This is a genomic window from Paenibacillus sp. MY03 (genome assembly GCF_002165585.1).
Lineage (GTDB): Bacteria > Bacillota > Bacilli > Paenibacillales > Paenibacillaceae > Pristimantibacillus > Pristimantibacillus agaridevorans.
Genome location: NZ_MXQD01000012.1, coordinates 146,630 through 168,889 on the forward strand (window position 1 = coordinate 146,630; position 22,260 = coordinate 168,889).

Annotated in this window: 24 protein-coding genes; 7 read left to right on the top strand and 17 right to left on the bottom strand. The window is 51.8% G+C overall.

Annotated elements, in window-relative coordinates; translation table 11 throughout:
* Positions 1–66: 66 nt before the first annotated feature.
* Positions 67–375, bottom strand: coding sequence for a hypothetical protein (locus B1748_RS14495; protein WP_087568631.1), 309 nt, complete (start codon positions 373–375; stop codon positions 67–69).
* Positions 376–553: 178 nt separating this feature from the next.
* Here B1748_RS14495 and B1748_RS14500 point away from each other — a divergent pair, with 178 nt between their 5' ends.
* Together B1748_RS14500 and B1748_RS14505 are read left to right on the top strand one after the other, a co-directional pair.
* Positions 554–2,035 carry a cellulase family glycosylhydrolase gene (locus B1748_RS14500; RefSeq protein WP_256975682.1) on the top strand — a complete coding sequence of 494 codons (1,482 nt, stop codon included), beginning with the start codon at positions 554–556 and terminating at the stop codon, positions 2,033–2,035.
* 60 nt (positions 2,036–2,095) lie between these two features.
* A complete protein-coding gene (locus B1748_RS14505) occupies positions 2,096–2,668 on the top strand; it encodes a TetR/AcrR family transcriptional regulator (RefSeq protein WP_087568633.1) in 573 nt (190 codons plus the stop codon).
* A gap of 115 nt (positions 2,669–2,783) precedes the next feature.
* On the opposite strand, the gene B1748_RS14510 is transcribed toward B1748_RS14505, so the two are convergent.
* From B1748_RS14510 to B1748_RS14520, 3 genes are read right to left on the bottom strand one after another with little or no spacing between them, the layout of a single operon-like run.
* On the bottom strand, positions 2,784–4,091 hold the full coding sequence (locus tag B1748_RS14510) for an alpha-L-fucosidase (protein ID WP_256975669.1): 1,308 nt from the start codon (positions 4,089–4,091) through the stop codon (positions 2,784–2,786).
* A gap of 5 nt (positions 4,092–4,096) precedes the next feature.
* Complete coding sequence (locus tag B1748_RS14515) at positions 4,097–5,194, bottom strand: mandelate racemase/muconate lactonizing enzyme family protein (protein ID WP_087568635.1); 1,098 nt, start codon at positions 5,192–5,194, stop codon at positions 4,097–4,099.
* Between the two features lie 49 nt (positions 5,195–5,243).
* On the bottom strand, positions 5,244–6,011 hold the full coding sequence (locus B1748_RS14520; protein ID WP_087568636.1) for an SDR family NAD(P)-dependent oxidoreductase: 768 nt from the start codon (positions 6,009–6,011) through the stop codon (positions 5,244–5,246).
* 241 nt (positions 6,012–6,252) lie between these two features.
* Between B1748_RS14520 and B1748_RS14525 the strand changes: the two genes are divergently transcribed.
* Positions 6,253–7,110, top strand: coding sequence for a helix-turn-helix transcriptional regulator (locus tag B1748_RS14525; RefSeq protein WP_087568637.1), 858 nt, complete (start codon positions 6,253–6,255; stop codon positions 7,108–7,110).
* Between the two features lie 83 nt (positions 7,111–7,193).
* Positions 7,194–8,303 carry an AbrB family transcriptional regulator gene (locus B1748_RS14530; protein WP_256975670.1) on the top strand — a complete coding sequence of 370 codons (1,110 nt, stop codon included), beginning with the start codon at positions 7,194–7,196 and terminating at the stop codon, positions 8,301–8,303.
* Positions 8,304–8,406: 103 nt separating this feature from the next.
* Here the strand turns inward: B1748_RS14530 and B1748_RS14535 are convergent, their stop codons facing one another.
* A complete protein-coding gene (locus B1748_RS14535) occupies positions 8,407–9,075 on the bottom strand; it encodes a TVP38/TMEM64 family protein (protein ID WP_087568639.1) in 669 nt (222 codons plus the stop codon).
* Positions 9,072–9,509 (bottom strand): MerR family transcriptional regulator, encoded by a 438-nt coding sequence (locus tag B1748_RS14540; RefSeq protein WP_087568640.1) that lies wholly within the window; start codon positions 9,507–9,509, stop codon positions 9,072–9,074. The genes B1748_RS14535 and B1748_RS14540 overlap by 4 nt, the downstream gene beginning before the upstream one ends.
* Before the next feature lie 169 nt (positions 9,510–9,678).
* Here B1748_RS14540 and trxA point away from each other — a divergent pair, with 169 nt between their 5' ends.
* Positions 9,679–9,987, top strand: coding sequence for a thioredoxin (trxA, locus tag B1748_RS14545; RefSeq protein WP_087568641.1), 309 nt, complete (start codon positions 9,679–9,681; stop codon positions 9,985–9,987).
* A gap of 83 nt (positions 9,988–10,070) precedes the next feature.
* Here trxA and B1748_RS14550 read toward each other — a convergent pair whose 3' ends face one another.
* The 5 genes from B1748_RS14550 to fabF form a co-directional block, all read right to left on the bottom strand.
* Positions 10,071–10,928 (bottom strand): SDR family oxidoreductase, encoded by an 858-nt coding sequence (locus B1748_RS14550; protein WP_087568642.1) that lies wholly within the window; start codon positions 10,926–10,928, stop codon positions 10,071–10,073.
* A 102-nt stretch (positions 10,929–11,030) separates the two neighbouring features.
* Positions 11,031–11,447, bottom strand: a complete 417-nt coding sequence (locus tag B1748_RS14555) for an Rrf2 family transcriptional regulator (RefSeq protein ID WP_087568643.1) — start codon at positions 11,445–11,447, stop codon at positions 11,031–11,033.
* 122 nt (positions 11,448–11,569) lie between these two features.
* Positions 11,570–12,277: a DUF4367 domain-containing protein gene (locus tag B1748_RS14560; RefSeq protein WP_087568644.1), complete on the bottom strand. Its 708-nt coding sequence runs from the start codon at positions 12,275–12,277 to the stop codon at positions 11,570–11,572.
* Positions 12,274–12,828: a sigma-70 family RNA polymerase sigma factor gene (locus tag B1748_RS14565; protein ID WP_256975671.1), complete on the bottom strand. Its 555-nt coding sequence runs from the start codon at positions 12,826–12,828 to the stop codon at positions 12,274–12,276. The genes B1748_RS14560 and B1748_RS14565 overlap by 4 nt, the downstream gene beginning before the upstream one ends.
* Before the next feature lie 137 nt (positions 12,829–12,965).
* A complete protein-coding gene (gene fabF / locus B1748_RS14570; RefSeq protein ID WP_087568645.1) occupies positions 12,966–14,204 on the bottom strand; it encodes a beta-ketoacyl-ACP synthase II in 1,239 nt (412 codons plus the stop codon).
* Positions 14,205–14,324: 120 nt separating this feature from the next.
* Between fabF and B1748_RS14575 the strand changes: the two genes are divergently transcribed.
* Complete coding sequence (locus B1748_RS14575) at positions 14,325–15,161, top strand: helix-turn-helix transcriptional regulator (RefSeq protein ID WP_087568646.1); 837 nt, start codon at positions 14,325–14,327, stop codon at positions 15,159–15,161.
* Positions 15,162–15,232: 71 nt separating this feature from the next.
* On the opposite strand, the gene B1748_RS14580 is transcribed toward B1748_RS14575, so the two are convergent.
* The 5 genes from B1748_RS14580 to B1748_RS14600 form a co-directional block, all read right to left on the bottom strand.
* Positions 15,233–16,252 carry an SDR family oxidoreductase gene (locus B1748_RS14580; RefSeq protein ID WP_087568647.1) on the bottom strand — a complete coding sequence of 340 codons (1,020 nt, stop codon included), beginning with the start codon at positions 16,250–16,252 and terminating at the stop codon, positions 15,233–15,235.
* 35 nt (positions 16,253–16,287) lie between these two features.
* Positions 16,288–17,274 (bottom strand): aldo/keto reductase, encoded by a 987-nt coding sequence (locus tag B1748_RS14585; protein ID WP_087568648.1) that lies wholly within the window; start codon positions 17,272–17,274, stop codon positions 16,288–16,290.
* Between the two features lie 75 nt (positions 17,275–17,349).
* Positions 17,350–17,658, bottom strand: a complete 309-nt coding sequence (locus B1748_RS14590) for a hypothetical protein (RefSeq protein ID WP_087568649.1) — start codon at positions 17,656–17,658, stop codon at positions 17,350–17,352.
* Between the two features lie 48 nt (positions 17,659–17,706).
* Positions 17,707–19,194: an aminoacyl-histidine dipeptidase gene (locus B1748_RS14595; RefSeq protein WP_087568650.1), complete on the bottom strand. Its 1,488-nt coding sequence runs from the start codon at positions 19,192–19,194 to the stop codon at positions 17,707–17,709.
* Positions 19,195–19,257: 63 nt separating this feature from the next.
* Positions 19,258–20,745 (bottom strand): Lsa family ABC-F type ribosomal protection protein, encoded by a 1,488-nt coding sequence (locus B1748_RS14600; protein WP_087568651.1) that lies wholly within the window; start codon positions 20,743–20,745, stop codon positions 19,258–19,260.
* Positions 20,746–21,228: 483 nt separating this feature from the next.
* On the opposite strand from B1748_RS14600, the gene B1748_RS14605 reads away from it, so the two are divergent.
* Entirely contained in the window at positions 21,229–21,447 is a 219-nt protein-coding gene (locus tag B1748_RS14605; protein ID WP_087568652.1) for an alpha/beta-type small acid-soluble spore protein, read from the top strand.
* Positions 21,448–21,599: 152 nt separating this feature from the next.
* Here B1748_RS14605 and B1748_RS14610 read toward each other — a convergent pair whose 3' ends face one another.
* Positions 21,600–22,124: a D-glycero-alpha-D-manno-heptose-1,7-bisphosphate 7-phosphatase gene (locus B1748_RS14610; protein WP_087568653.1), complete on the bottom strand. Its 525-nt coding sequence runs from the start codon at positions 22,122–22,124 to the stop codon at positions 21,600–21,602.
* Positions 22,125–22,260 lie beyond the last annotated feature (136 nt).

The following is a 22,260-nucleotide window of genomic DNA, read 5'->3' on the forward strand; positions in this document are numbered from 1 at the left end:
CGGATAACGCGGAAAGCTGTCCCCATAGTAGAGAATTCTACACCAGGGACAGCCTTCTTCGTTGTTTTAAGCTTTTATCTGATAATGAGCGGTTGTAATCGGTCCTTTATTGCCTTGATTGTCAATTGCATACATTTCGATGTCGTACACTCCCGGAGGCGCTTCCCAAGGGATGACATACGACCATGAGAACAAGCGGTCGCCTTCCCGCTTCATCGCATCGTATATACCATAATCCGATATTCGCATGATCGATCTCTCCAACGCCTCGCCGCTGTTGCCGGCATCGCCATACTCGATCTGCAGCTTAACCCTCTCTCCGCGTCGCCCGATCTTCGGATCGAACGTCACTTTGGCTTCATTAGCAATACTCATTTTATCACCCTCGCTTTTTGTTGTACTGACTAGTCAGTTTAATATTAGGGGTTAACTGCATGCCATGTCAATAGGGTAAGCAAAAAAATTACGAATTGACAGTCCTCCCTTATCCGACATATATTTAGACTGACTAGTCAGTTCAATTTCACTAAAAGGAGACTGCCCTTTGAAAAACATGACAACCAATGGTTCCAGGTTTATCGACGCTCAAGGACGTCAAGTCATTCTTCACGGTATCAGCATGGTTTGCAAGGATAAAGAAAAAGGTTATCTCGATCATTGGACAGACAAAGATTTTCTGAAATTAAAGCAATGGGGATTTAATGTCATCCGGCTAGGCATCATATGGGACGGAATCGAGCCTCAACCGGGACAGTTCGATGGTCAATACATTGAAAACGTTCGGGGGATGATCCGAATGGCCCATCGTTACGGTTTGTACGTCTTTCTGGATATGCACCAGGATTTGTACAGCTCGTTGTACGCAGACGGCGCGCCAGCCTGGGCTACTTTGATCGACGATCATGTATACGTAAAGACCGAACTTTGGAGTGACGCATACTTGTTCGACCGGGCGGTGCAAACCGCGTTCGACCATTTCTGGAGCAACACTCCCGCGTCCGACGGCATCGGCCTGCAGGATCACTACGTCGCGGCTTGGCGTTTTGTTGCCGAACGACTGCGCGATGAACCTAATCTGATCGGGTACGACATGATGAACGAACCTTTCATCGGCTCTAAAGTCGAGGTGATGGTTGGGGGCATGTTTACCGCTTACGGAGAATTGGTGGCGGAACAAACAGGTCGGCCTCCCGAAATGGAGGAGCTGCTCGACATTTGGACCGATCACGAGAAAAAGCTGCAAGCGCTCGAAATGCTGAATTCCGTCGACGCGTATCGTTATGTCATGCAAGCGACTGCGCCAGCGCAAGACGTTTTCGAAAAGAACGTGCTCTCCCCCTTCTTCCAGAAAATCGGCCATGCTATCCGCGAAGTCGATCCGGATCGGATTTTGTTTCTAGAAACGAATTACTTTTCTAACCTTGGCGTTGCCAGTTCGATCCAGCCAATCAAGGACGCGCAAGGCCGACGAGATGCGCAGCAGGCATACGCACCTCACGGCTACGACCTGGTAACCGATTCCGATTTCGTGCATGCCGCGGATAGCCGCCGCATCGACTTTATTTTTGACAATCATGTGCAAACCCGCGACAGACTGGATATGCCAATGCTGATCGGAGAATGGGGAGCCTACGGGGAATCCCGGCTAGCGGAGCAAGCGTGCCTCGACGTACAAAAAAACTTCGAACGGATGTTATGCGGCGACGTTTATTGGTGTTATTTGTACCCTGATATGGATCAGTTCAGCTCCTTTAACGGAGTGTGCAGGGGGATTCCGTCAGAGGTGGCCGGAACTATATTAAGCTATCAATATGAAAGAAGCAGCAGCTTCTTCGAGATGAAGTGGGACGAGGACGGCAATGTCGACGCTCCGACGAGAATCTATTTTCCCGATATCGAAGTCATGCGGTCTGGCCCAATGTCGCTAACTTCATCCGAAAGCGGATTTGAGTGGTCTGGCCTGGAAGGAACGAAAGCAGGATATCTGAGCATTTCGTCTTCTGGAGGTGGCAAAAGATCTCTGCAGATCGGTTAATTCCTGAGGATGTGGTATACTTTACGGAAGATCGAGTTGTAGGAAAGGACCGATAGTACGTTGAGCAAAAATAAAATTATCGATGCCGCGATCAAGCTTTTTTCCGAGCAAGGCTATTACAAGACAAATATGGACGACATTGCCAAAGAAGCCAATGTGGCCAAAGGCACGCTTTATTATCATTTCTCGGGCAAGGGCGAGCTCTTCGAAAGGATCGTGACGGACGGCATTCAAATGCTGATGGACAAAATCGAGGAAGTGCTGCGGCAAAACGAGGACCCGGATTGGCAAATCCGAACAATCGTAAGCAAACACATCGAGCTGTTCCTGCATTACGGAGAACTTGTTCACATTATTTCCAATGAAATCACAAACGGAATCGAGCCGGATATTTTGGAGCGGATCGTGGCGCTTAAAAACAAGTACATCGCTTTTGTGGCAGACGTTTTGCGCTACGGACAAGCGGACGGCTCGCTAAACGAAATGCATTGCGAATTGGCGGCGGCAGGGCTGATCGGGATGATCCAAAGCGCAAGCTTGTACGTTATCCATCATCACGGTAAGAGATCGGTCGATGAGTTGCACGAAACGATTAACGCCTTCGTGCTTCCAGCTCTGCTTAAGAAAACTTAAAGGCATCATGCTTACAGCATAATTATCGAACAGTGATTTTCTTTCCTATATTACTGCAAAGGCCTTCCCGACATGCGGAAGGCCTTTGCCGCTATAATAATTTAATCTCTTACTTTCACCCCGGCCACACCGGTTTGCCTTCGAACTCGACCGCGACGACCGTATTCCAATCGTCGCAGTCAGCAGGATCGAGCTCGATCCACAATCTGCTGACGTAGTAGTCGCCTTCCACGCCGCCGGAGAAACCGTGCGTTCGCTCTGTTCGATATGGCAGCGGCTGTCCGGAACCAACAAGATGCACGCTCTTGACTTCCCCGCCGATTTCGCGAAGCTCGATTGGGGATCGAGGCAAGTCGCGGACATGCAGATAGATGATGTTGTCCTTCGTCGTCATCGGTCCATAGAACACGGGAGGATAGTGTTTTGGCGCTCGCTTCGTCCCGTAGATGCTTTCGCCCCAGCGAGATAACCAACTTCCGATTGCAATCAGACGTGCCCTCGCTTCTTCCGGCCATGTTCCATCTGGACGAGGCCCAACGTTCAAGAGCAGATTTCCGCCTTTCGTCGCAATCTCCAGTAAAGTGCCCAGCAACGTAATCTCGCTTTTATAAGTGGATGCATCGGGATGATACGCCCATTGATGGTTCATCGTCATGCAGGTTTCCCACCATTCGTCCGGCGGATGATGCGGTACAAATTGCTCCGGCGTCTCGTAGTCTCCCGCACCGGGGAGACGATCGTTAATGATCAGGTGAGGCTGAAGATTTAGCATCATCGTCTTTACCTCGCTGCTCCGCCAGCGATCCGCGCCGAAGCCGGGAACGTCGAACCAGATCAGATCGATCCGGCCATAACCCGTAAGCAGCTCCCGGAGTTGTTCGACGAACCGCCCATGGAACTTCCACCACCGATCCGGATCATAAGTATTCGGTTTCGGAGATTGTATGCTCGCCGAGATCGGAATCGTGGCAAAATCCGGATCATGCCAGTCGATCGTCGTGAAGTATAGTCCTACTTTAAGACCCTCTTCTCGAGCGGCCTCTACGAACGGGGCAATCAGATCCCGGCCCGGTCCTCGCTTCACGGCGTTATAGTCGGTAGTGGCGGTATCGAACAGACAGAAGCCGTCATGGTGTTTGGCCGTCAGGACGATATAGCTCGCCCCTGCTTCCTTGGCCATTCGAGCCCATTCCTTGGGATCGTAGGACTGCGGATTAAATTCATCCGCAAGACTTTCATAGTCCTCCGCCTTCATATGCTGGTTGCTATGGGACATTAACGGCCAGGAGGCCTCGATGCCCCGGACCGAATAAGGTCCCCAATGAAGAAATATACCAAATCTCGCTTCGTCGAACCATTGCGCTTCCGGATGTATAGCTTTCATCGATTCGTTCTCCTTTGGAATGTTATCGTCATGCCGCAATCTTGTTACTTCACTCGATACTCGTCAAAATAACGAGGAAGGATCGTCGTCGAAGCTCCCGGCAGCTGTGGCAGCACATAAAAGCCGTCCTTGACGGTAGCGGGCTCCTCGAAAATATGCCGGATCCACGGAATATACTCCAGCATGACGGCTCCCGGCGTAGCAGCCACAAGATGCTGATGGATCTGCCCCATGTCGCCGACATGTGGGCAGACCGGAATGTCGTAAGCCGCGGCAAGACCAGCCACCTGCAGCCACTCCGTGACGCCTGCGACGCGAGTAACGTCGACTTGAACGTACTCTACAGCGCCCGACGCGATGTAATCGCGGAACGCGTATTTGTTGTAGACATGCTCGCCGAGGGCGATTGGCACGTTTAATTCATCCGCCAGCTTTTTGTGACCGGAAATATCATCGGGATTTAACGGCTCCTCCAGCCAAATGAGATCGAATTGTTCCAGCTTTTTGCCCCAGGTCATGGCTGTCGTGATGTTCCATTGCTGGTTCACGTCGATCATAAGGCCGGCTTTATCGCCAATCGCTTTGCGGACCGCCTCTACCCGCTCGTAATCTTCCCCTGGGTCCGGCTTGCCGACCTTCATCTTAACGGCGGAGAAACCTTGCTCGAGGATAGAGGTCATATCCTCTACCAGCCGCTCCTTGCTCCAATTCAACCAACCTCCGTTGGTGTTGTAAGCTTTGATTCCTTCCGGCTTATGGCCGCCCAAATATTGCCATAGCGGCTTCCCCGACGCCTTGGACATGATGTCCCACAACGCAATGTCCACTGCCGCCAGCGCCATATGAGTCACGCCGGAACGGCCGATCCAATGCATGGGTCCAAATCGCATTTCGTCCCAAAGCTGCTTCACCATAAAGGGATCCTTGCCGATGAGCGCAGGAGCGTAGTAGCGATCGATCGTATCGGCTATCATTTCGTCGCCTTTTGCGCATGTCCCCGTGTAGCCATACCCCGTCACGCCTTCATCGGTCTCGATGCGCACTCCCGTCACGCCCCAATGGGTAGCCACGTTAATAGCGTCCGTAATGGGCGGCAGAATCGGAACATGCAAAATAAAGCTTTCCGATTTCGTGATTTTCATAATTCATTCCTCCTGGAAGTATCGTAATCGAATAAGCGTAAACAACCCTTTAATAGCCTAACGATGCTCCTCCGTCTACCGGCAAAGCAACGCCGGTCACGAATCGGGACAAATCGCTGGCGAAAAAGATCGCGGCGTCCGCGACTTCTTCCGGCGTCGCCGGCCGGCCCAGCGGATGCATGGCGTTTAAAATGATCCGCGTCTTGGCGGGATCATCCTGTTCCTCGATCCATTTCTCTAGCAGCGGCGTTGACACGCCGGCGGGACAGATGCAATTGACGCGCACTCCATCGGAGGCGTAGTCCAGCGCGAGCGACTTGGTCATGGCGACGATCGCGCCTTTGGTAGAGGCATATACCGCATTTTGCTTCTGCCCGACCAATCCGTTTAAAGAAGCCATATTGACGATGCTTCCCTTGGACTCTCGCAGCAACGGGATGGTATGTTTGATCAGCAAATAAACGCTTTTCATGTTAATATCGATAACCCGCTGCCACTCCGTCTCCATCACATCTTCCAGCGGCTTCGGCAAAATCGTTGCCGCGTTGTTGATCAGAATGTCGAGCCTGCCGTATCGGTCGCGAATCGTGGTTGCTAATTGCCGAACTTCCCCTTCGTCCGCTACATCGGTTCGAACCGAAACAGCGGGTGAAAGGCCAGTTTTTCCCGCAAGAGCTTGCGCGACCCGCTCGCCTCTCTCCCCGTCTACATCCGCGACGATGACCGTCGCGCCTTCCTCCGCTAATCTGATCGCCGTTACTTCACCGATACCGGATCCGCCCCCTGTGATGAGACAAACCTTATTGTTAACGAGCATGGACAAACTACCTTCTTTCGACTTTGGTCTATTTGCATATTAATCCGTTATTTATTCCTGGTTGTTTTTGTGCGATTCTTTTTACATCGTAACATTTCAATGGACAACTGTATTTATCAGCTCCTCCAATCATTTGATAAATAATCCGGTAACTCCGAATGATATTACTTTAAAAATGAAATGGAATAAGGTAAGCTTTCACTACGAGATTGAAATAACAGTTGCAAAGGGATGAGCATGAATGAAACGGCTGCACGAGATCGAACCTTACGTTGGTGATGCTTTGCCCTATTTATACGATGGGGGCTACGAGGAGAAGCTGCGGGTATGCAATGTGTTTGCGTTTCATTTGTTTAACGATGGTCCGGGAGAAATGGAGATCGACGGCATGAAGCATCCCATCGGTCCAAAAACGTTGGTGTTCTTAAGGCCGAACCAACCGCACGCGTTTCATATCGACGCGAAGCATCCCCTTTCTTCTTACAATATCTATTGCGATTTATGGGACAAAGAGCATCCGCTCTCGGGGAACCGCGCATTTATTTATGACCCTGCACCTTTCGTCTTCGAAACGAATCGGCAGGCTGCCATGCCGACTTGCGCCGATTTGGACTCCTTGCCCAGTGTGTTTTCCCTGCAGTCTCACCCCTGGTTATATGAATCTATCGTTCAACTAACCCGATTGTTCCATGATACTTTTTATTATAGAGATGAGTTGGTGAGCGGCTTGATGCAGAGCTGGCTGCTGGGTTGGTACAATGCGGTCCACTCGCGTCAGCCTACCGACTACCGAATCGTACGACTCCTTGCTTACTTGAACGAGAATCCCGAAGAACGCGCTTCGATCGACGAATGGGCGGCTTCCTGCGGGATGAAACGTTCCTACTTCCATGCACTGTTTCAGCGTGAAACAGGCATGGCGCCGAAGGCTTATCAGCACAAGCTGCTGATGAGGCGTGCAGCCAACCTGTTGCAAGAGAGCGAGTTGACGGTTACCGCCATCGCGGATCGATTGGGGTATCCCTCCATTCACCCCTTTACGAGGCATTTCACCGCCGCATACGGAGCTAGTCCCCGACAATTTCGGTTAAATCGGTAAAACGGGTTTATCGTCCTGCTATTATCATGTATGATAATAGTTCAGTACTAAACGATTCGACTACTTAGAGGATGATTGGCGACATGAGATGGCTTCGAGCACGACATCGTTTGTTTATCACATTAATAACTTCTATTGCGGGAGGATGCGTCTTCTATTTCCTGCATATTCCCCTGCCGTGGATATTGGGTCCCATGACGTTCGTGTTACTGGGATCGACCCGCTTTAAAAATCGGTTCGCATGGAACAAATCCCTGCAGAACGCGGGCATGATGATCATTGCTTATACGATGGGGCTTTCCTTTACGGCAACGGTCCTGCACGAAATTTCTCGCCATTTGCCCAAAATGCTGCTGATGACGGTCATTCTTGTGTTGTTTAGCGTAGCGCTGGCAGCGATTCTAACCCGTCTAACGGGCGGCGACTTCCTGACCATGCTCATGGGCACGGTACCCGGGGGCTTAAGCCAGGTCGTTTTATTGGCTCAGGAGACAAAAGGCGTCAATGTGACGATCGTTACAGTCATGCAGGTCATGCGACTGATGACGATCATCGTCATGGTTCCGTTATTATTGTTCAGTCCCATTGTCGGCGCAAAACATAGCAACACGCTTGCGCCGCTTGCAGGCGAAATGGGAGCAACGACAGCCGCTGGTCAGAGCATTCTTATAAATGCGGCCCTATTTGCCCTTGTTTGCGTTCTGTTCGCATGGGGAGCAGGGAAGCTGAAGCTGCCTACTGCTCCGCTGCTTGGACCGCTGTTCGGGACCGCATTGCTTCAAATTCTCGGTTTGTCAGGTCCCGAGCTGCCGCCTATCGTACTGATTGCGGCTCAAATCTGCATCGGCGCCTTTCTGGGGTTGCTCTTTAAGCCAGCGGAGTTTACGAACCGGTTCAAGACGCTGGCTCTGGCGCTTGCTTCCAGTCTGCTGCTTATATTGGGGACTTACTTGCAAAGCTTAATCTTGTCGGCGGATGAATCCATGTCGCTTTTGACAGCTTTGTTAAGTCTGGCTCCGGGCGGCATGGACCAGATGAGCATCATTGCTCACGAGACCGAGGCGGACGTCTCCATCGTCGTCGTTTATCAATTATTCCGGTTGCTGTTTATGTTTTTTGTCGTGATCCCGCTGCTCAAGATCGTTGTGGACAGACTGCAGAACAAAAACCGTCAGTCTCGAGCCGGCTTATGATCCGTCAAAACCCAAAAACTCGTCTCCAACGCGGAGACGAGTTTTTGGTATGTTAAACGTTATGATGACCGTGTCTTGAACCTCGCGCTCGAGGAAGAAGGCTTTATTTGACTTGCCTCGGTTGCTCCAAAGCCTCGTTCCCCTCACTCCGGTTATTCGCAAGGAAGTGAAATCGTCGATATGCTGCCAGGATGACGAGCAAAAAAAGCATATAAAAGACAATAACCCGAATCGCTCCTCCGGTGCTGGACATCCATTGATCTCCAACCAGAGCAAAAACGAACATGGTAGGCAGCTTCCCAATCAGCGTTGCGACCGCGAAAATTCGGAACGGCATCCGGCTGAGAGCCGCATAGACGTTGACGAGGATTGCGGGAACGAACGGAAGCAGCCTGGCGAACAAGACGGCGATAAACGCATTGCGTTCCACTTGGACCGTGAACTTGCCGATCGTTGGGTTCTTGGACAGGAGCCGGCTGCCTTGCTCATGGAAGGCAAACCGCACGAGATAGAACATGATGGCGGCAGCCGCGGTCGATGAGAGAACGTTCGCGAGTCCTCCCCAATAGGGACCGTACTTTGCTCCGATGATGCCGGCTACGATGCCGTACGGAACGATTGGAACAAGACCGAATAAAATCGCCGCCCCAATGAGAAGGACGTGATGGGACGCGCTATCCTCTTGCAGCCAATGCATGATCGGCTTCCGATATAGCAGCAATAAAGCGACGGAAGCCGCATAAGCAGCAATGACCAGTCCTTTTTTGATCATGTCTCCCTTCCCTTTGTATGCGGTTTGGCCTGATCGTTAATGGTACTTAGGCTTTCGCTGACAGAAAGCGCGCTTCCACCAGCTACTCTTTCGTTGTTGATGGATTGGATTCGATCGATCAAATTGTTCCGAATGCCGTTCAAACTGCGAATTTGCTCGTCGATTTCTTCCAACTTCTGCTGGTAGATGGGCAGCACTTCCTCGCAGAACGATTCTTTATTCCGGATGACGCAATGGAGGAAGCTCGCGATTTGAACCGTAGTGAGGCCCAGATTCAAATAAAATCGTATCGTTTGAACTTGTTGAACGGCAAGCGGCGAATATTCGCGATAACCGTTGTCTTGGCGCAGCGGCGACAAAAGTCCCTTCTGCTCATAATATCTGAGCGAACGAAGGCTGCTTCCGGTCAATTCCGCTAATTGTCCGATCTTCATCGGGAGTCCTCCCTTCCTTCGATCATTATCCTTCTATTATAAACCTTTACGCAAGTGTCAGGGTCAAGGGGTTGACCTTGTCATTAATGGCAGGGTTTATACTGAATTCGCGGCACGATTGGCAAGAGCCATCGTACGTACTCTGCAAGAATGAAAGGAGCGAATAGGATTGGCCATTCTAGATGCAACGGAAAGCGATTTTGATGAAGTGATCCAATCGGAGAAGACGGTACTTGTGGACTTCTGGGCGGTATGGTGTCCGCCTTGCAAGCGGCTTTCGCCTATCTTGAAGGAGCTCGACGAGGAGCTTGAAGATTTTAATGTCGCCAAGGTGAATGTTGACGAACACCCGGAGCTCGCTAGCCGCTTCGGCGTGATGAGCATGCCGACGTTGATCGTCTTCCAGGACGGCCAGCCTGTCAAGAAAGCCGTCGGTTTCCGCCACAAGGAAGCACTGACGGAGCTAATTGCCCGTTAGATGTTAAGGAAGGATGAACGCAAGCACAAAGAAGGACTGTGCCCTGGTCTAATGACCAGAGGCACAGTCCTTCCTGTCAAACTTTATTCTTTCACGAGATCGGCTAATGCTTCTCGCACCGGCGTTGCGGGCCTGCCCAGAAGTTTTTCGAAATCGTTGCTGACGATCTCGAGATGCCCTTCCCGAATGCCTTGTTGAATGCCGACGAGAATTGGCAGGACGAATTCAGGTATGCCCGCGCCTTTCATGATATCGGAATATGCCGCATCGTCGATATGCCGTACCTGCACGTCCTTGCCGATCGTATCCGCAAGCGCAGACGCCAATTCGTCTTGCGTAAGCAGGTTGCCCGACAGTTCGTAGATCGAATTTTCATGTCCTTCGCCGGCGAGAACGGCAGCTGCTGCTTCCGCGTAATCTTGCTGCAATGCCCAGCCCACTTTGCCCGATTCCGCGGAAGTAACCCATGGCGCGCCGGCAGCAGAGGCTTTGATCGCACCCAGCTCATTCTCCAGGTACCAGTTATTGCGCAGGAACGAATACGGAATGCCGGTTGCGGCTATGGCCGCTTCCGTGACGCGATGAACTTCGGCAAGGAAGATGCCGCTCTCGCTCGCGTTAGCAAGACTTGTGTAAGCGATGAAACCCACGCCGGCGCGTTTGGCCGCATCTACCGCATGGTTGTGCTGTCTGATGCGAGTCTCGTTATCTCCGTCCGCCGATATGATCAGCAAGCGATCAATGCCTTGGAAGGCGGAATCCAGCGTTTCAGGACGATCGAAGTCGCCGAGTCGCACGTTTACTCCCTGCTCTTTGAGGTGTTGCGCTTTCTCCGGATTGCGTACGCTGACGGCAATATCGTTGGCAGGCAGTTTGCGCAGCAAAACTTCCACGATTTTCGAACCCAATTTCCCCGTTGCTCCCGTTACCAATACTTTCATCTGATGTTCCTCCTCTTTTTTATACGTTGTCACCATATTTGTTATAACATATATAGTTACAACGTTTTTAAAAATAAAAGCTCATGGATTAGAGCTTCCACTTTAAATAAACTTCGCGGTAATTCCGCTTAAAGTCGTCTCAGCCAGTCGATTCTCTAACGCGAGTTGCGCTTCATCCATCTCCGATTGCAGCGCCGCTTCGATATTTCTGCCGACCAGGCATCGTTCGTTGGGATCTTCGTGGAACCGGAACAGCCGTTGATCCTCGACGACATCGACAGCCCTATAAATATCCAGGAGCGTAATGTCTGCCGGAGATTTCAGCAGAGAAGCGCCACCCACGCCGGGACGCACGTCAATAAAACCTGCCTTCTTAAGCATGCCCATAATTCTACGAATGACAACGGGATTCGTGCCTACGCTACCGGCTATATAATCGCCCGTACATTCGTTCGGAAAGCTTGCGATCAGGGACAATGTATGAACCGCTATCGAGAATCTCGTACTGATCTGCTTCATGTTTTGAATCACCACCGTTGTAACCATTGTAGTTACTGCGCATCGTCATGTCAAGCGTTCTACTCGAAAAAATCCCCGCCGTTTATTTGGACAGCGGGGATGAATACCAATCGTTGTACCGTTCAGTTGATCGATTCGGCCGCCTGCACGGCTTCGTCTGCGGTCAAATTGCCCACGATTCCGTATTGAATGCCGTTTTCGATCCAATACAGCTCCACAAGCTCCGGCTGCTCGAATACGAATCCTTCGGCTCCCTTTACCTGAACGGGAGAGAACATGTCTTGCGGGAAGTCAGTCTCCATGCGGCTTACGGTATACGTGAACGTTCGATCTCCCGCGGCATACGTAAGCACGGCATCCCGAAGCGGCTCTCCTTCCATGCCCGCTGTCGTAATATCTTGAAGCAGGAATCCTTCCGGAAGCATTGAAGGTACGAGCAGACCTTCGCCGAAAGCGGCTTTGGCTTCTTCTACCGTTGCCAACTTCGCCGTAATGAGCTGGGAAAGTCCCGTCCCCGTCCCAGTGCCCGACGATGCGCCACCATCCGATGGCGGTTGGCTGACACCCGTATTTCCCGTTTGCGGAGCGGGGACTGACGACGGCCCGTTTAACAGCGGGTATCCCGCGAATACGACGACAGCAGTAACCACTACCGCCGTGCCCGCGATCCAGGCTTTGGGGAGGGAGAAACTTCTTCGCTTCTGCCCTGTCGGCGACGCTTGACGGCGAATTTTGTCCTTGGCTGCCTCGCTTAGTTCCATATTGTTAAATAACATATTATCCGACTCCTCTCGAAATTGTTCTCGCAATCGACGGTCGATATCGTTCATCTTCCGTATTCCTCCTTCTTCATCTCCTTGGCAAGCGCTTCACGAGCCCGATGCAGACGGTTCCGTACTGTTCCTTCGGGCGCTCCGATCGCCTCGGCGATTTCCTTCGTTCCCAGATCCAAGTAATAATAAAGATACAACGCTTCCTGATAAGGCATAGATAATTGAAGCACATATCGCAGCACTTCGCTCTTCTCGAATTTCTCCAGCGCTTCCTCTTCCACGCTAATCGTTCTGCCCCGGTCCATGCGGACTGGATCAGTGGGCTGTTCCGCGAACATGCGGACGCCCATTTTGTCCCGGCATACATTGACGGTTATTGTCGTTAACCAGGTTTGGACGCTGCTGTCCCCCCGGAAGGACGTCCATTTGCGATATGCCCTTAGAAATGTCTCCTGGCTAATATCCTCCGCGAGATGCCGATCGCCCGTATAAAAATAGGCGGTTCGCATGACAGTCGAGCCGTAGCGGTTCATGAGCAGCTCGAGCGCCGCATCGGGATCGCGAGGAATGTTATCGTTTTCGTAGCTATTGGAGCCGGCCGGCCTCACTGGATCATCACCTCCAACCTATTAGACGGTCATTGGTCCGTTTTCGCTGCATGCTTCTTTTATTTTTTCCACCACGCCAAGAAGCATCCGGCTGACTTAGCCGAATGCTCCTCTATTGCCGAATGTTATACCATAACTTATCCCTCATAGGTTCTGACGATAATGACCGCGTTGTGGCCGCCGAATCCGAACGAATTCGACATGCCGATCCGTAAATCGGCTTTTCTAGCGGCATTGGGCACGTAGTCCAGATCGCATTCGGCATCCGGTTCCGTCAGATTGATGGTTGGCGGGATCATGCCTTCGCCCAGGCTTTTCACCAATGCGATCGCTTCTACGCCTCCGGCCGCTCCGAGCAGATGTCCAAGCATGGATTTGTTGGCGGTGACGGGGATGCGGTAAGCATCGTCTCCGAATAGCCGCTTGATTGCGGCCGTCTCCGACCGGTCCCCGAGCTCCGTACTCGTAGCGTGCGCGCTGATGACATCCACTTCGTCCGGTGTAATACCGGCGTCTCGAATCGCCTCTCGCATCGCCATGTAAGCACCGTCGCCTTCAGGATGCGTAGCCACCATATGGTACGCGTCCGAGCTGGCTCCGTATCCGATGACCTCGGCAAGAATGCGGGCACCGCGCCGCTTCGCGTGGCTGAGAGACTCCAGTACGACGATCCCGGCACCTTCGCCCATGACGAAGCCGTCCCGATCCTTATCGAAGGGCCGGCTGGCGCCGGCAGGATCATCATTGCGCGTCGACAGCGCGGTCGCATTGGCAAAGCTGGCCAGCGAGATGCGTGTCACGGCGGCCTCCGCCCCGCCGGCCAATATAACATCCGACCTTCCGGCTTGAATGCGATGGAACGCTTCCCCGATAGCGGTATTGCCGATGGAACAAGCCGTGACGGGAGACAAGGTCGGTCCGTGCAGGCCATGCCGGATGCTGATGCTCGCCGCAGCCATATTGGATATCAGCATCGGCACAAGCACGGGACTTACTTTGCCGGGACCTCTGGCAAGCAGCGTTGCGTGCTGCTCCTCCAGCGTCCCGATTCCGCCGATACCGGATCCCACATAAACGCCAATACGCTCGCGATCGATCGTAGCCAGATCGAGCTTTGCGTCGAGGATGGCTTGGTCGGCGGCGGCAACGGCGAATTGCGTGAAACGGTCCATTCTTCGATATTCCTTTGCGCCGTACAGCTCCTTGCCGTCAAACCCTTTGACGGATGCCGCGATCGTTACCTTGTACCCGTCCACGTCAAATGCATCAATTTGCGTAATGCCCGAAGTACCCCGCACAAGCTGCTTCCACGTTTCTTCTACGTCCAGACCCAACGGCGTAATGGCTCCCATGCCTGTAATAACAACTCGTTCCATAAGCGATACCTCCATGCTCATCTATTTGTGTTACTCATCTTGCCATATGATTTATCCTATTACAAGTTGTCGTTTATCCTAGTATAATAAGTACCAGTATGAGTCATTGGAGGTTTCCTCATGAATCGTCAAACGAAGCTTCAAGTTTTATCAGAGTTTCTGAAAGCCGCGCGAGCACGACTTACTCCCTCGTCTGTCGGTCTGCCCGAAGGAACGCGCAGGCGAACGCCGGGCTTGCGCCGGGAGGAAGTCGCATCGCTCGCAAACGTCAGCGCTACTTGGTATACGTGGCTGGAGCAAGGCCGCGACATCACCGTGTCGCCTGCCGTTCTTGATGCCATAGCGACAGCGCTTCGACTGACGACGGACGAAAGAAAATACGTGTTCTCCCTTGCGCGAGATTCCGTTGCTGCCGTCCATGCTCCAGAGGAAGAAGCTGCCACGATCAGTCCTTCCTTAAATCGGATGATTACGGAGCTGCGAGGCTGTCCAGCCATCATTTCCGACCGCAGATGCAATATCGTCGCATGGAATGAAGCCGCCGGCCGGGTGTTTATGGATTTTGGAAATTTGCGTCCCGATGAGCGAAATATGATTAGGCTGCTGTTCGCCCGGCGTGAATTCAGACGTCTGGCGGTGAATTGGGAGAGCTTCGCGCGGGAGTATTTAGCCATGTTTCGCGCCTATTACGGTCAATACGCGGACGATGAATGGTACGAGATGTTTCTGGAGGAGATGATGGATGCTTACCCCGACTTCTCGCGATTGTGGGCTGCCGGCAACGTGAGTTATGCGCCGGAAGTGTTGCTCGAATTCCGCCATGCTTCCGCCGGAAAAATGCTGTTTCAATTAACGTCGCTTCACGTTCACGGAGACGCGGATCTGAGATGCAGCATCTATACACCTGCACAGCACTCCAATACGGATGCGAAAATGTCGGCGTTAATGGCGAAATAATTCGCGTCAAGGCAATATCAACGGCAAAGGGCATCGTCGACGACGATGCCCTTTGCATGAACATTCCAGCTTTATGATCCCTTGACCGCCGCAATCGCGCCATCCATAGCCCGTGCTACTTTGTCGCACCAAGCGTCGAATTCGGCATCCTCTCTTTGAAGCTCCGGGTGGTCCAAAATATATCGAATTGTCGCCTTAATGCCCTGATCGAAGCGAGTTGTAGCCGTAAATCCGGGTACGAGCCGCTTCAACTTCGAATTGTCAAAGACGACGGAATTCGCTTTGTCCCCGATCAGACCGCCCGTATAGTCCATTTCGCTGCAAGCCGCGAGGAAGGACGAAGACACGTGAACGGCATTCAGCTTTACGCCGAGCGCGGACGCAATACATTCGTAGATTTGATTCCATGTTAAGGATTCGTCCGACGTAATTTGCACCGCTTCTCCGATGGCATGAAGGTTGCCCATCAACCCGATGAAACCTTGCGCGAAGTCCGAATTGTGGGTCATCGTCCATAAGGAGGTGCCATCACCGTGGATAATGACGGGTTTATTCTCCAGCATGCGCTTCGCCACTTGCCATGAGCCGTTTCGGCCGTGCACGCCAAGCGGGATGGATCTTTCGTCGTATGTATGGCTCGGCCTGACGATCGTAACCGGGAAACCTTGCTCCCTGTATTGTTTCATCAAATATTCCTCGCAGGCGATCTTGTTGCGGGAGTATTGCCAATATGGATTGGCAAGAGGCGTCCCTTCTGTTATTCGATAGTCGGATAGAGGTTTTTGGTAAGCGGAAGCCGAGCTGATAAAGATAAACTGCTTGGTCTTGTCCTTAAACAAGCGGTAATCCCGTTCCAGCTGCGAAGGCTCGAACGCGATAAAATCGGCGACGACGTCGAAAGACAGCTCCGAGATCAGCCCGGCAACCTTGTTTTCGTCGTTGATATCGGCTTGAATGGTGATGACGTTATCCGGCAGCGTGGACCGCCTGTTCCCTCGGTTGAGCAAATACAGTTCATGTCCTTGCTCTGCCAATTGCTTCGTAATCGCGGAGCTGATCGTTCCGGTTCCTCCAATAAATAACGCTTTCATCCTTTTCTCCTCCTATCAACCTATCTATCATTTTGTTACTCTTTCAACGCCCCAACGACCGGGTGCGGAACGTACGGTGCTTCCAATTCGGCAATTTCGTCCTGAGTCAGCTTGACGGATAGCGAGGAAACCGCTTCATCCAGATGCGACAGCTTCGTAGCGCCGATGATCGGAGACGAAACGTTATCCTTCTGCAGCAACCAAGCCAGAGCGACCTCGGCGCGAGAGACCCCGCGCTGCTCGGCTATGGCCGCAACGCGATCCACAATCGGTCGATCGACATCTGCAGTAGCGTCGTATTTCATCTTTTGGGCAGGGTCGGTCTCTGATCGCTGCGTCGTGACGGACAGGTCACGGGCAAGTCTGCCCGAGGCTAGAGGGCTGTACGGGATGACGCCGATTCCCTCTTCCTTGCATAGAGGCATCATCTCGCGCTCTTCTTCCCGATAAATCAGGTTAAGATGGTTCTGCATGGCCGTAAATCGGGTCCAGCCGTGTCGTTCGGCGACATGCAGCGCCTTCTGGAACTGCCAGGCGAACATGGCGGAAGCGCCAATGTACCTGGCTTTGCCGGACTTCACGACATCATGCAACGCCTCCATCGTCTCTTCGATCGGCGTGTTGTAGTCCCAGCGGTGGATTTGATACAGATCCACGTAATCCGTACCGAGACGTTTCAAGCTGTTGTCGATTTCGCTCATAATCGCTTTGCGGGACAGACCGGCGCCGTTAGGACCTTCCTGCATGCGGAAAAATACCTTCGTAGCTATAACAACCTCGTCGCGTCTGGCGTAATCCTTTAGAGCGCGGCCAACGATTTCTTCGCTGGAGCCGATGCCGTATACATTTGCCGTATCAAAGAAATTAATGCCGAGGTCCAGCGCCTTCTTGATAAACGGACGGCTCTGCTCCTCGTCGAGCACCCATGGATGATTCCAGCGCTTTGCGTCGCCGAAGCTCATGCAGCCCAAACAAATGCGCGATACATCCAATCCCGTACGGCCTAATTTTACAAATTCCATTCCAACTCCCCGCTTTCTATTCGCAATTGAAATGATTTGCTATGTATCCACAGAAACCCTGTGTGCAACCCACGTTCATCCTTCCGTCAAATCCGCGCGAAGTTCGCTTGCGATCTCGACCATCTTTGAAACAACAGCCTCGTTGGTGACCGCTACGTACAAATCTCCCATGTAATGCCGGAACGGAATTTCCAGTTCTCCATGGCTCCACATAAAGAAGTCGCCGTCGATGGACATCGTGGCGCCGGGCCCTTTAACCGTGTAGACGGACTTATATACAAAGTCAGGTTTCGCCGCAAAATATTTTTTGCATTCCTCCAGCGTTATCTCCTGAGCCTCTGCCGGCTCCTGAAATGATCTTGTAATCCGGTATCGTTCACTCAACTTGCATGCCTCCTTGCTGTAATTCCATTCTTTTCTATCATACCACGCCTATTGCTTCAGCGCGCGCAGCACATCGACCAGGAACGCCCATGAACGCTCCACGGACGTAATCGACAGATGCTCTTGCGGCGTATGGATATCGTAGAGATTGGGGCCATACGACACGGCGTCGAGCTCCGGCATTTTGCCGACCAGCACGCCGCATTCCAGTCCGGCATGAATGGCTTTGACTTCAAGAGCTTTGCCGAACCGCCGCATGTATACTTCCTCAAAGACGGGACGAAGTCTGGAGTCTGCCAGGTACGGCCAGCCCGGGAAGTAGCTGTCGAAGCGGAAGCCGCAGCAGACAAGGCCGGATAACGTCTCCATCCTTCGGAGTACATCGTCCAACTGCGATCGATGCGAGCTTCGCGCCAAACTTTGCATAACGATGGATTCATCGCCGGTTGAAACAATGCCGAGATTGGAGGAGGTTCGAACCAGATTCGGGATCGCCTTGTCCATACTAAGCACGCCGTTCGGAATGAGTTCAAGCAGCCCGATCGCTGCCGACTTCGTTGCGTCGTCTAACAGCTTTCCGTTATGCGGCAAATCTCCTCCCCACTCTTTTGAAGCATGTAACTCAACGCGGACATCTTCGTCCGATACGCGGTATTCATCGCTGAGTACGGTGTTGAGATCGGCGATCACCTCTTGCGTCGCCTCAAGATCACTCTGGCGGATATACACCACGGCTTCCGCTTCGCGCGGGATCGCATTCACTTTCATGCCGCCAGTTACACTCGCAAGACCGAACGAGACTCGGCGGCGAAGCTCGCCCAGCGCTCTCCCGAGCAGCTTGTTCGCATTCCCGCGTTCATGGATAATATCGTCGCCGGAATGACCGCCCCGCAGTCCTTGTACAACAATAACGTAAGAATCGCCGTCCGCCTGCTCGGCTTCGCGCCAGCCGATTGGCACCGTATGGTACAGATTCACTCCGCCGGCACTGCTGACGAACAATACGCCCTCGCGGTCGGAATCGAAGTTGATCATACGACGGCCCTTCAGCGTGGAAACATCCAATGCGAACGCGCCGCCCATCGTCGTTTCTTCTTCCGTAGTCATTAAAATTTCCAGCTCCGGATGAGCCAGCTCGGCGGAATCGATCAATGCAAGGGCGGTTGCGACCGCAATGCCGTTGTCAGCGCCGAGCGTCGTTCCATCCGCATAGATAAAATCGTCTTCCACGCGAAGTGTTATCGGGTCATTTTCGAAGTCATGTACGGTGCCTTTATTCTTCTCGCACACCATGTCGAGATGCCCCTGGAAGATGACGGGCTCCGCGTGTTCATAGCCGGCTGAAGCCTGCTTGCGAATAATGAGGTTATGGCGTTCGTCCTGCAGGACCTCACAGCCTCTTTGCCTGGCGAAATCCGCCACGAAATCGCTGATCGCCTTCTCGTTGCCCGATCCTCGAGGAATCGCGGACAATTGTTCGAATAGCTGTAGTACTTTCAGATCGCCGGTATACTTTGCGTTATTGGTTTTTTTCATCGTGGTATCCCCCTTTGCGCTTCACTTAGAATTCCTCTGATTCCATCAGTTTAACACAGTCGCTTATCCGTTCGACAGCTCGATCCGCTCTGTCGCGATGGCATTGGTGAATTCTCGATCGTGTTCGACGAACAACAAGGTTGGCGCATAGTCCAGCAAAAGCTGCTCAATCTGCATGCGGGAGATGACGTCGATAAAGTTTAGAGGTTCATCCCAGACGTGCAGATGCGCTTGTTCGCATAAGCTTCTGGCGATCAGCACCTTCTTTTTTTGTCCGCCGCTGTATGCCGATATATCTTTTTCGAACTGCACTCTGGAGAAGTCCAGCTTGCGCAAAATCGACTTGAACAAACTTTCGTCAATCCCGTAATCGCGCGCATATTGGCTCAGACTGCCGTTAAGATGTGATGTATCCTGGGATACATAAGAGACGACCAGCCCGCTGCCTCTTCTCATCGTTCCCGTATATTTCAGCTCCTCCCCGCAGATCAGCTTAAACAAACTCGACTTGCCCGAGCCGTTGCGTCCCGACAATGCGATACGTTCGCCACGTTCGATGTCGAAGCTGATTTCGCCGGTTACGGGCGTTTCTCCATAATAGATCGACACGCGATCCAGCTCTACAAGCCTGCTTTTGTGATAGTGCAGCTGCGTCAGCTTCAGGCTGTCGGCAGTTTCTACGTTTTTGAGCAGCCTGGATTTCTCTTCGATGGCATCCGATTGTCTGCCTTCAATCGATTTGGAGCGTTGCATCATTTTCGCGGCTTTATGGCCGACGTATCCCTTGTCGATCTTCGATCCGGAATTTAATGTGCCGTTTTTCGATTTCTCAACTTCATCGGACCAGTTGCTTGTGCGTTTCGCCGCCTCCGAAAGCCGCTTAATATCCTTCTTCAGCTTATCGTTTTCGGCGAGCTCGAAGTTGTCTTGCCGTTTCTTATTCTCCCACCAGTCTGAGAAGTTGCCTCTCTGCACGGTTATATCCGTCCGGTTGATGGACAGGATGTGATCGACGCAATTGTCGAGGAAGGCACGGTCATGGGACACCAAAATATATCCTTCCTTGCTTCGCAAATATTGACTGACCAGCTCCCTCGCTTCCATATCGAGATGATTGGTCGGCTCGTCGATTAACAAAAAATGATTGTCTTTGAGGAACAGCGCCGCCAGCAGCATCTTCGTCTGCTCTCCGTTCGACAGCGTCTCGAAGGATCGATACAGGACATCTTCGCCCACCTGCAGCAGGTTCAACTCGCGCATCAGCTTCCAATGCTCATAATCCGGAGCGATGTCTTCGACAACTTCGATCGCCATCCGACCACGGTCCTTTACCTGAAAGGGGAAGTAATCAAATTCGACGGAAGTGGATATCGTGCCCTCGTACTCCTGTTTGCCGAGCAACAGATTGAGAAAGGTGGTTTTCCCCCTCCCGTTGCGTCCGGTGAAGCCTAACTTCCAATTCGTATCGATCTGGAAGCTGACGTTCTCAAAGATGGGATCGTAGCTGCCTTCGTATGCAAACGTTAATTTCGATACTTGAATTAATGACATTAAGGATTCCCTCCCGTATGGAAAAAAATAAAAAAGCCGCAAGAAAGTTACTCTCTCGCAGCTCATTACCATATAACTCTAATATCCGCACCATAATAAAGGGCGGTCCATTAGAGATATGCCGTTGAGACTGAAGCCGATGAAGTAACTTTCTTGAAGTCACGCGACAAAACAAACGGATGATGTCATCATGCGTTCGCCCATTTGTCTACTCGTAACGATCAAGAAAATCCTACATCCTGCATTCAGCTCCATTCATGAAATTAACAGTAGGTTATCACAATCATGTGCCGATGACAACCCTAATTCTTTGTTAGGCTCGATCAAATATCATTCAAAAAAAAATTTTTGGTCAGAAAATGGCGTCATTATGCGGAAAAAGTCAATTACCATTTTTTACATGTAATTTCTTGCGGATAAGCATGTATATCTTGTTCTATCATGCACACAATAACCTCACATCCCATTAAGGAGTGATTAACAATGAGCAGACAAAGTTCAAACAACCTGGTAGTACCGCAAGCAAAAGCAGCACTGAATCAAATGAAAATGGAAGCGGCATCCTCGCTTGGCGTATCCCTCTCCCAAGATGGATACAACGGCAACCTGACAACTCGTGAAGCTGGTTCCATCGGCGGTTACATCACGAAAAAATTGGTCCAAATCGCCGAGCAACAAATCGGCGGCGGCCAACGTTTCTAGAAGTCGGCGACGAGCAGGATAATCAAGGTGAAACGGCTGTCGCCGCCCTTTGGCGGCGCAGCAACTTTCATCCTGGGAATTATAGGTCCAGTATGGCGTAAACCTATACTTTCTATAATTCAAGAAGGCAGCCGGATTACCGGCTGCCTTTCTTATGCGTGTATAATGCTGCGATCCCGCAGGCCGTTTACGGCTTCCAGCAAGCCGGAGAATACATAATCCGGATCAATGCCGGAAGGAACGTTGTCGCCAATAAATACCGTATGAACGCCTGCGCTGCGTCCCGCCATTATATCGGTGTCACGATCACCGACCATGAAGCTTGCTTTACGGTCAATATCGTACTTTTTGATCAGCTCAAGCAGCATGCCCGGTTTGGGCTTGCGGCAGGAGCAGCCCGCATGCGGCTTATGCGTGCAATAACGAGCTTCCACAATATCGCCGCCTTCTTCACGAATAAGAGTAACCATGTAGCCATTTATGCTTCTGAGAGCCGATTTGGTCATGAAGCCCAACCCGACGCCTCCCTGATTCGATGCCACGAATACGCCGAAGCCCATGTCGTTTAACGCTTTTATCGCCTCCGTTACGCCAGGCAGCAACTGGAATTCGGATTTTCGGTTGATGTTCCCACCTTTATTGATGACTCCGTCGCGATCCAAAATAAAGGCCTTCATGCTTGTGGTGTTCGCTCCTTTTATTCAAGGGGATTAATTAGTAAATGGTTTGCCAGTCCGCCCATAAACAGCTATCGTTTGTCTGTTATAAGTTTCTCCTATAAATATGCCGTCGATTCTTTCCGGCTTATCGTTC

Coding starts and splice junctions, on each gene's coding strand:
- B1748_RS14595 (WP_087568650.1), bottom strand. CDS start 19,194: ATGAAAAAAACCAATAACGCAAAGTATACCGGCGATCTGAAAGTACTA.
- B1748_RS14555 (WP_087568643.1), bottom strand. CDS start 11,447: ATGAAGCAGATCAGTACGAGATTCTCGATAGCGGTTCATACATTGTCC.
- B1748_RS14585 (WP_087568648.1), bottom strand. CDS start 17,274: ATGGAATTTGTAAAATTAGGCCGTACGGGATTGGATGTATCGCGCATT.
- B1748_RS14530 (WP_256975670.1), top strand. CDS start 7,194: ATGAGATGGCTTCGAGCACGACATCGTTTGTTTATCACATTAATAACT.
- B1748_RS14495 (WP_087568631.1), bottom strand. CDS start 375: ATGAGTATTGCTAATGAAGCCAAAGTGACGTTCGATCCGAAGATCGGG.
- B1748_RS14550 (WP_087568642.1), bottom strand. CDS start 10,928: ATGAAAGTATTGGTAACGGGAGCAACGGGGAAATTGGGTTCGAAAATC.
- B1748_RS14500 (WP_256975682.1), top strand. CDS start 554: ATGACAACCAATGGTTCCAGGTTTATCGACGCTCAAGGACGTCAAGTC.
- B1748_RS14535 (WP_087568639.1), bottom strand. CDS start 9,075: ATGATCAAAAAAGGACTGGTCATTGCTGCTTATGCGGCTTCCGTCGCT.
- B1748_RS14540 (WP_087568640.1), bottom strand. CDS start 9,509: ATGAAGATCGGACAATTAGCGGAATTGACCGGAAGCAGCCTTCGTTCG.
- B1748_RS14575 (WP_087568646.1), top strand. CDS start 14,325: ATGAATCGTCAAACGAAGCTTCAAGTTTTATCAGAGTTTCTGAAAGCC.
- B1748_RS14600 (WP_087568651.1), bottom strand. CDS start 20,745: ATGTCATTAATTCAAGTATCGAAATTAACGTTTGCATACGAAGGCAGC.
- B1748_RS14560 (WP_087568644.1), bottom strand. CDS start 12,277: ATGAACGATATCGACCGTCGATTGCGAGAACAATTTCGAGAGGAGTCG.
- B1748_RS14610 (WP_087568653.1), bottom strand. CDS start 22,124: ATGAAGGCCTTTATTTTGGATCGCGACGGAGTCATCAATAAAGGTGGG.
- B1748_RS14525 (WP_087568637.1), top strand. CDS start 6,253: ATGAAACGGCTGCACGAGATCGAACCTTACGTTGGTGATGCTTTGCCC.
- B1748_RS14605 (WP_087568652.1), top strand. CDS start 21,229: ATGAGCAGACAAAGTTCAAACAACCTGGTAGTACCGCAAGCAAAAGCA.
- fabF (WP_087568645.1), bottom strand. CDS start 14,204: ATGGAACGAGTTGTTATTACAGGCATGGGAGCCATTACGCCGTTGGGT.
- B1748_RS14515 (WP_087568635.1), bottom strand. CDS start 5,194: ATGAAAATCACGAAATCGGAAAGCTTTATTTTGCATGTTCCGATTCTG.
- B1748_RS14520 (WP_087568636.1), bottom strand. CDS start 6,011: ATGCTCGTTAACAATAAGGTTTGTCTCATCACAGGGGGCGGATCCGGT.
- B1748_RS14580 (WP_087568647.1), bottom strand. CDS start 16,252: ATGAAAGCGTTATTTATTGGAGGAACCGGAACGATCAGCTCCGCGATT.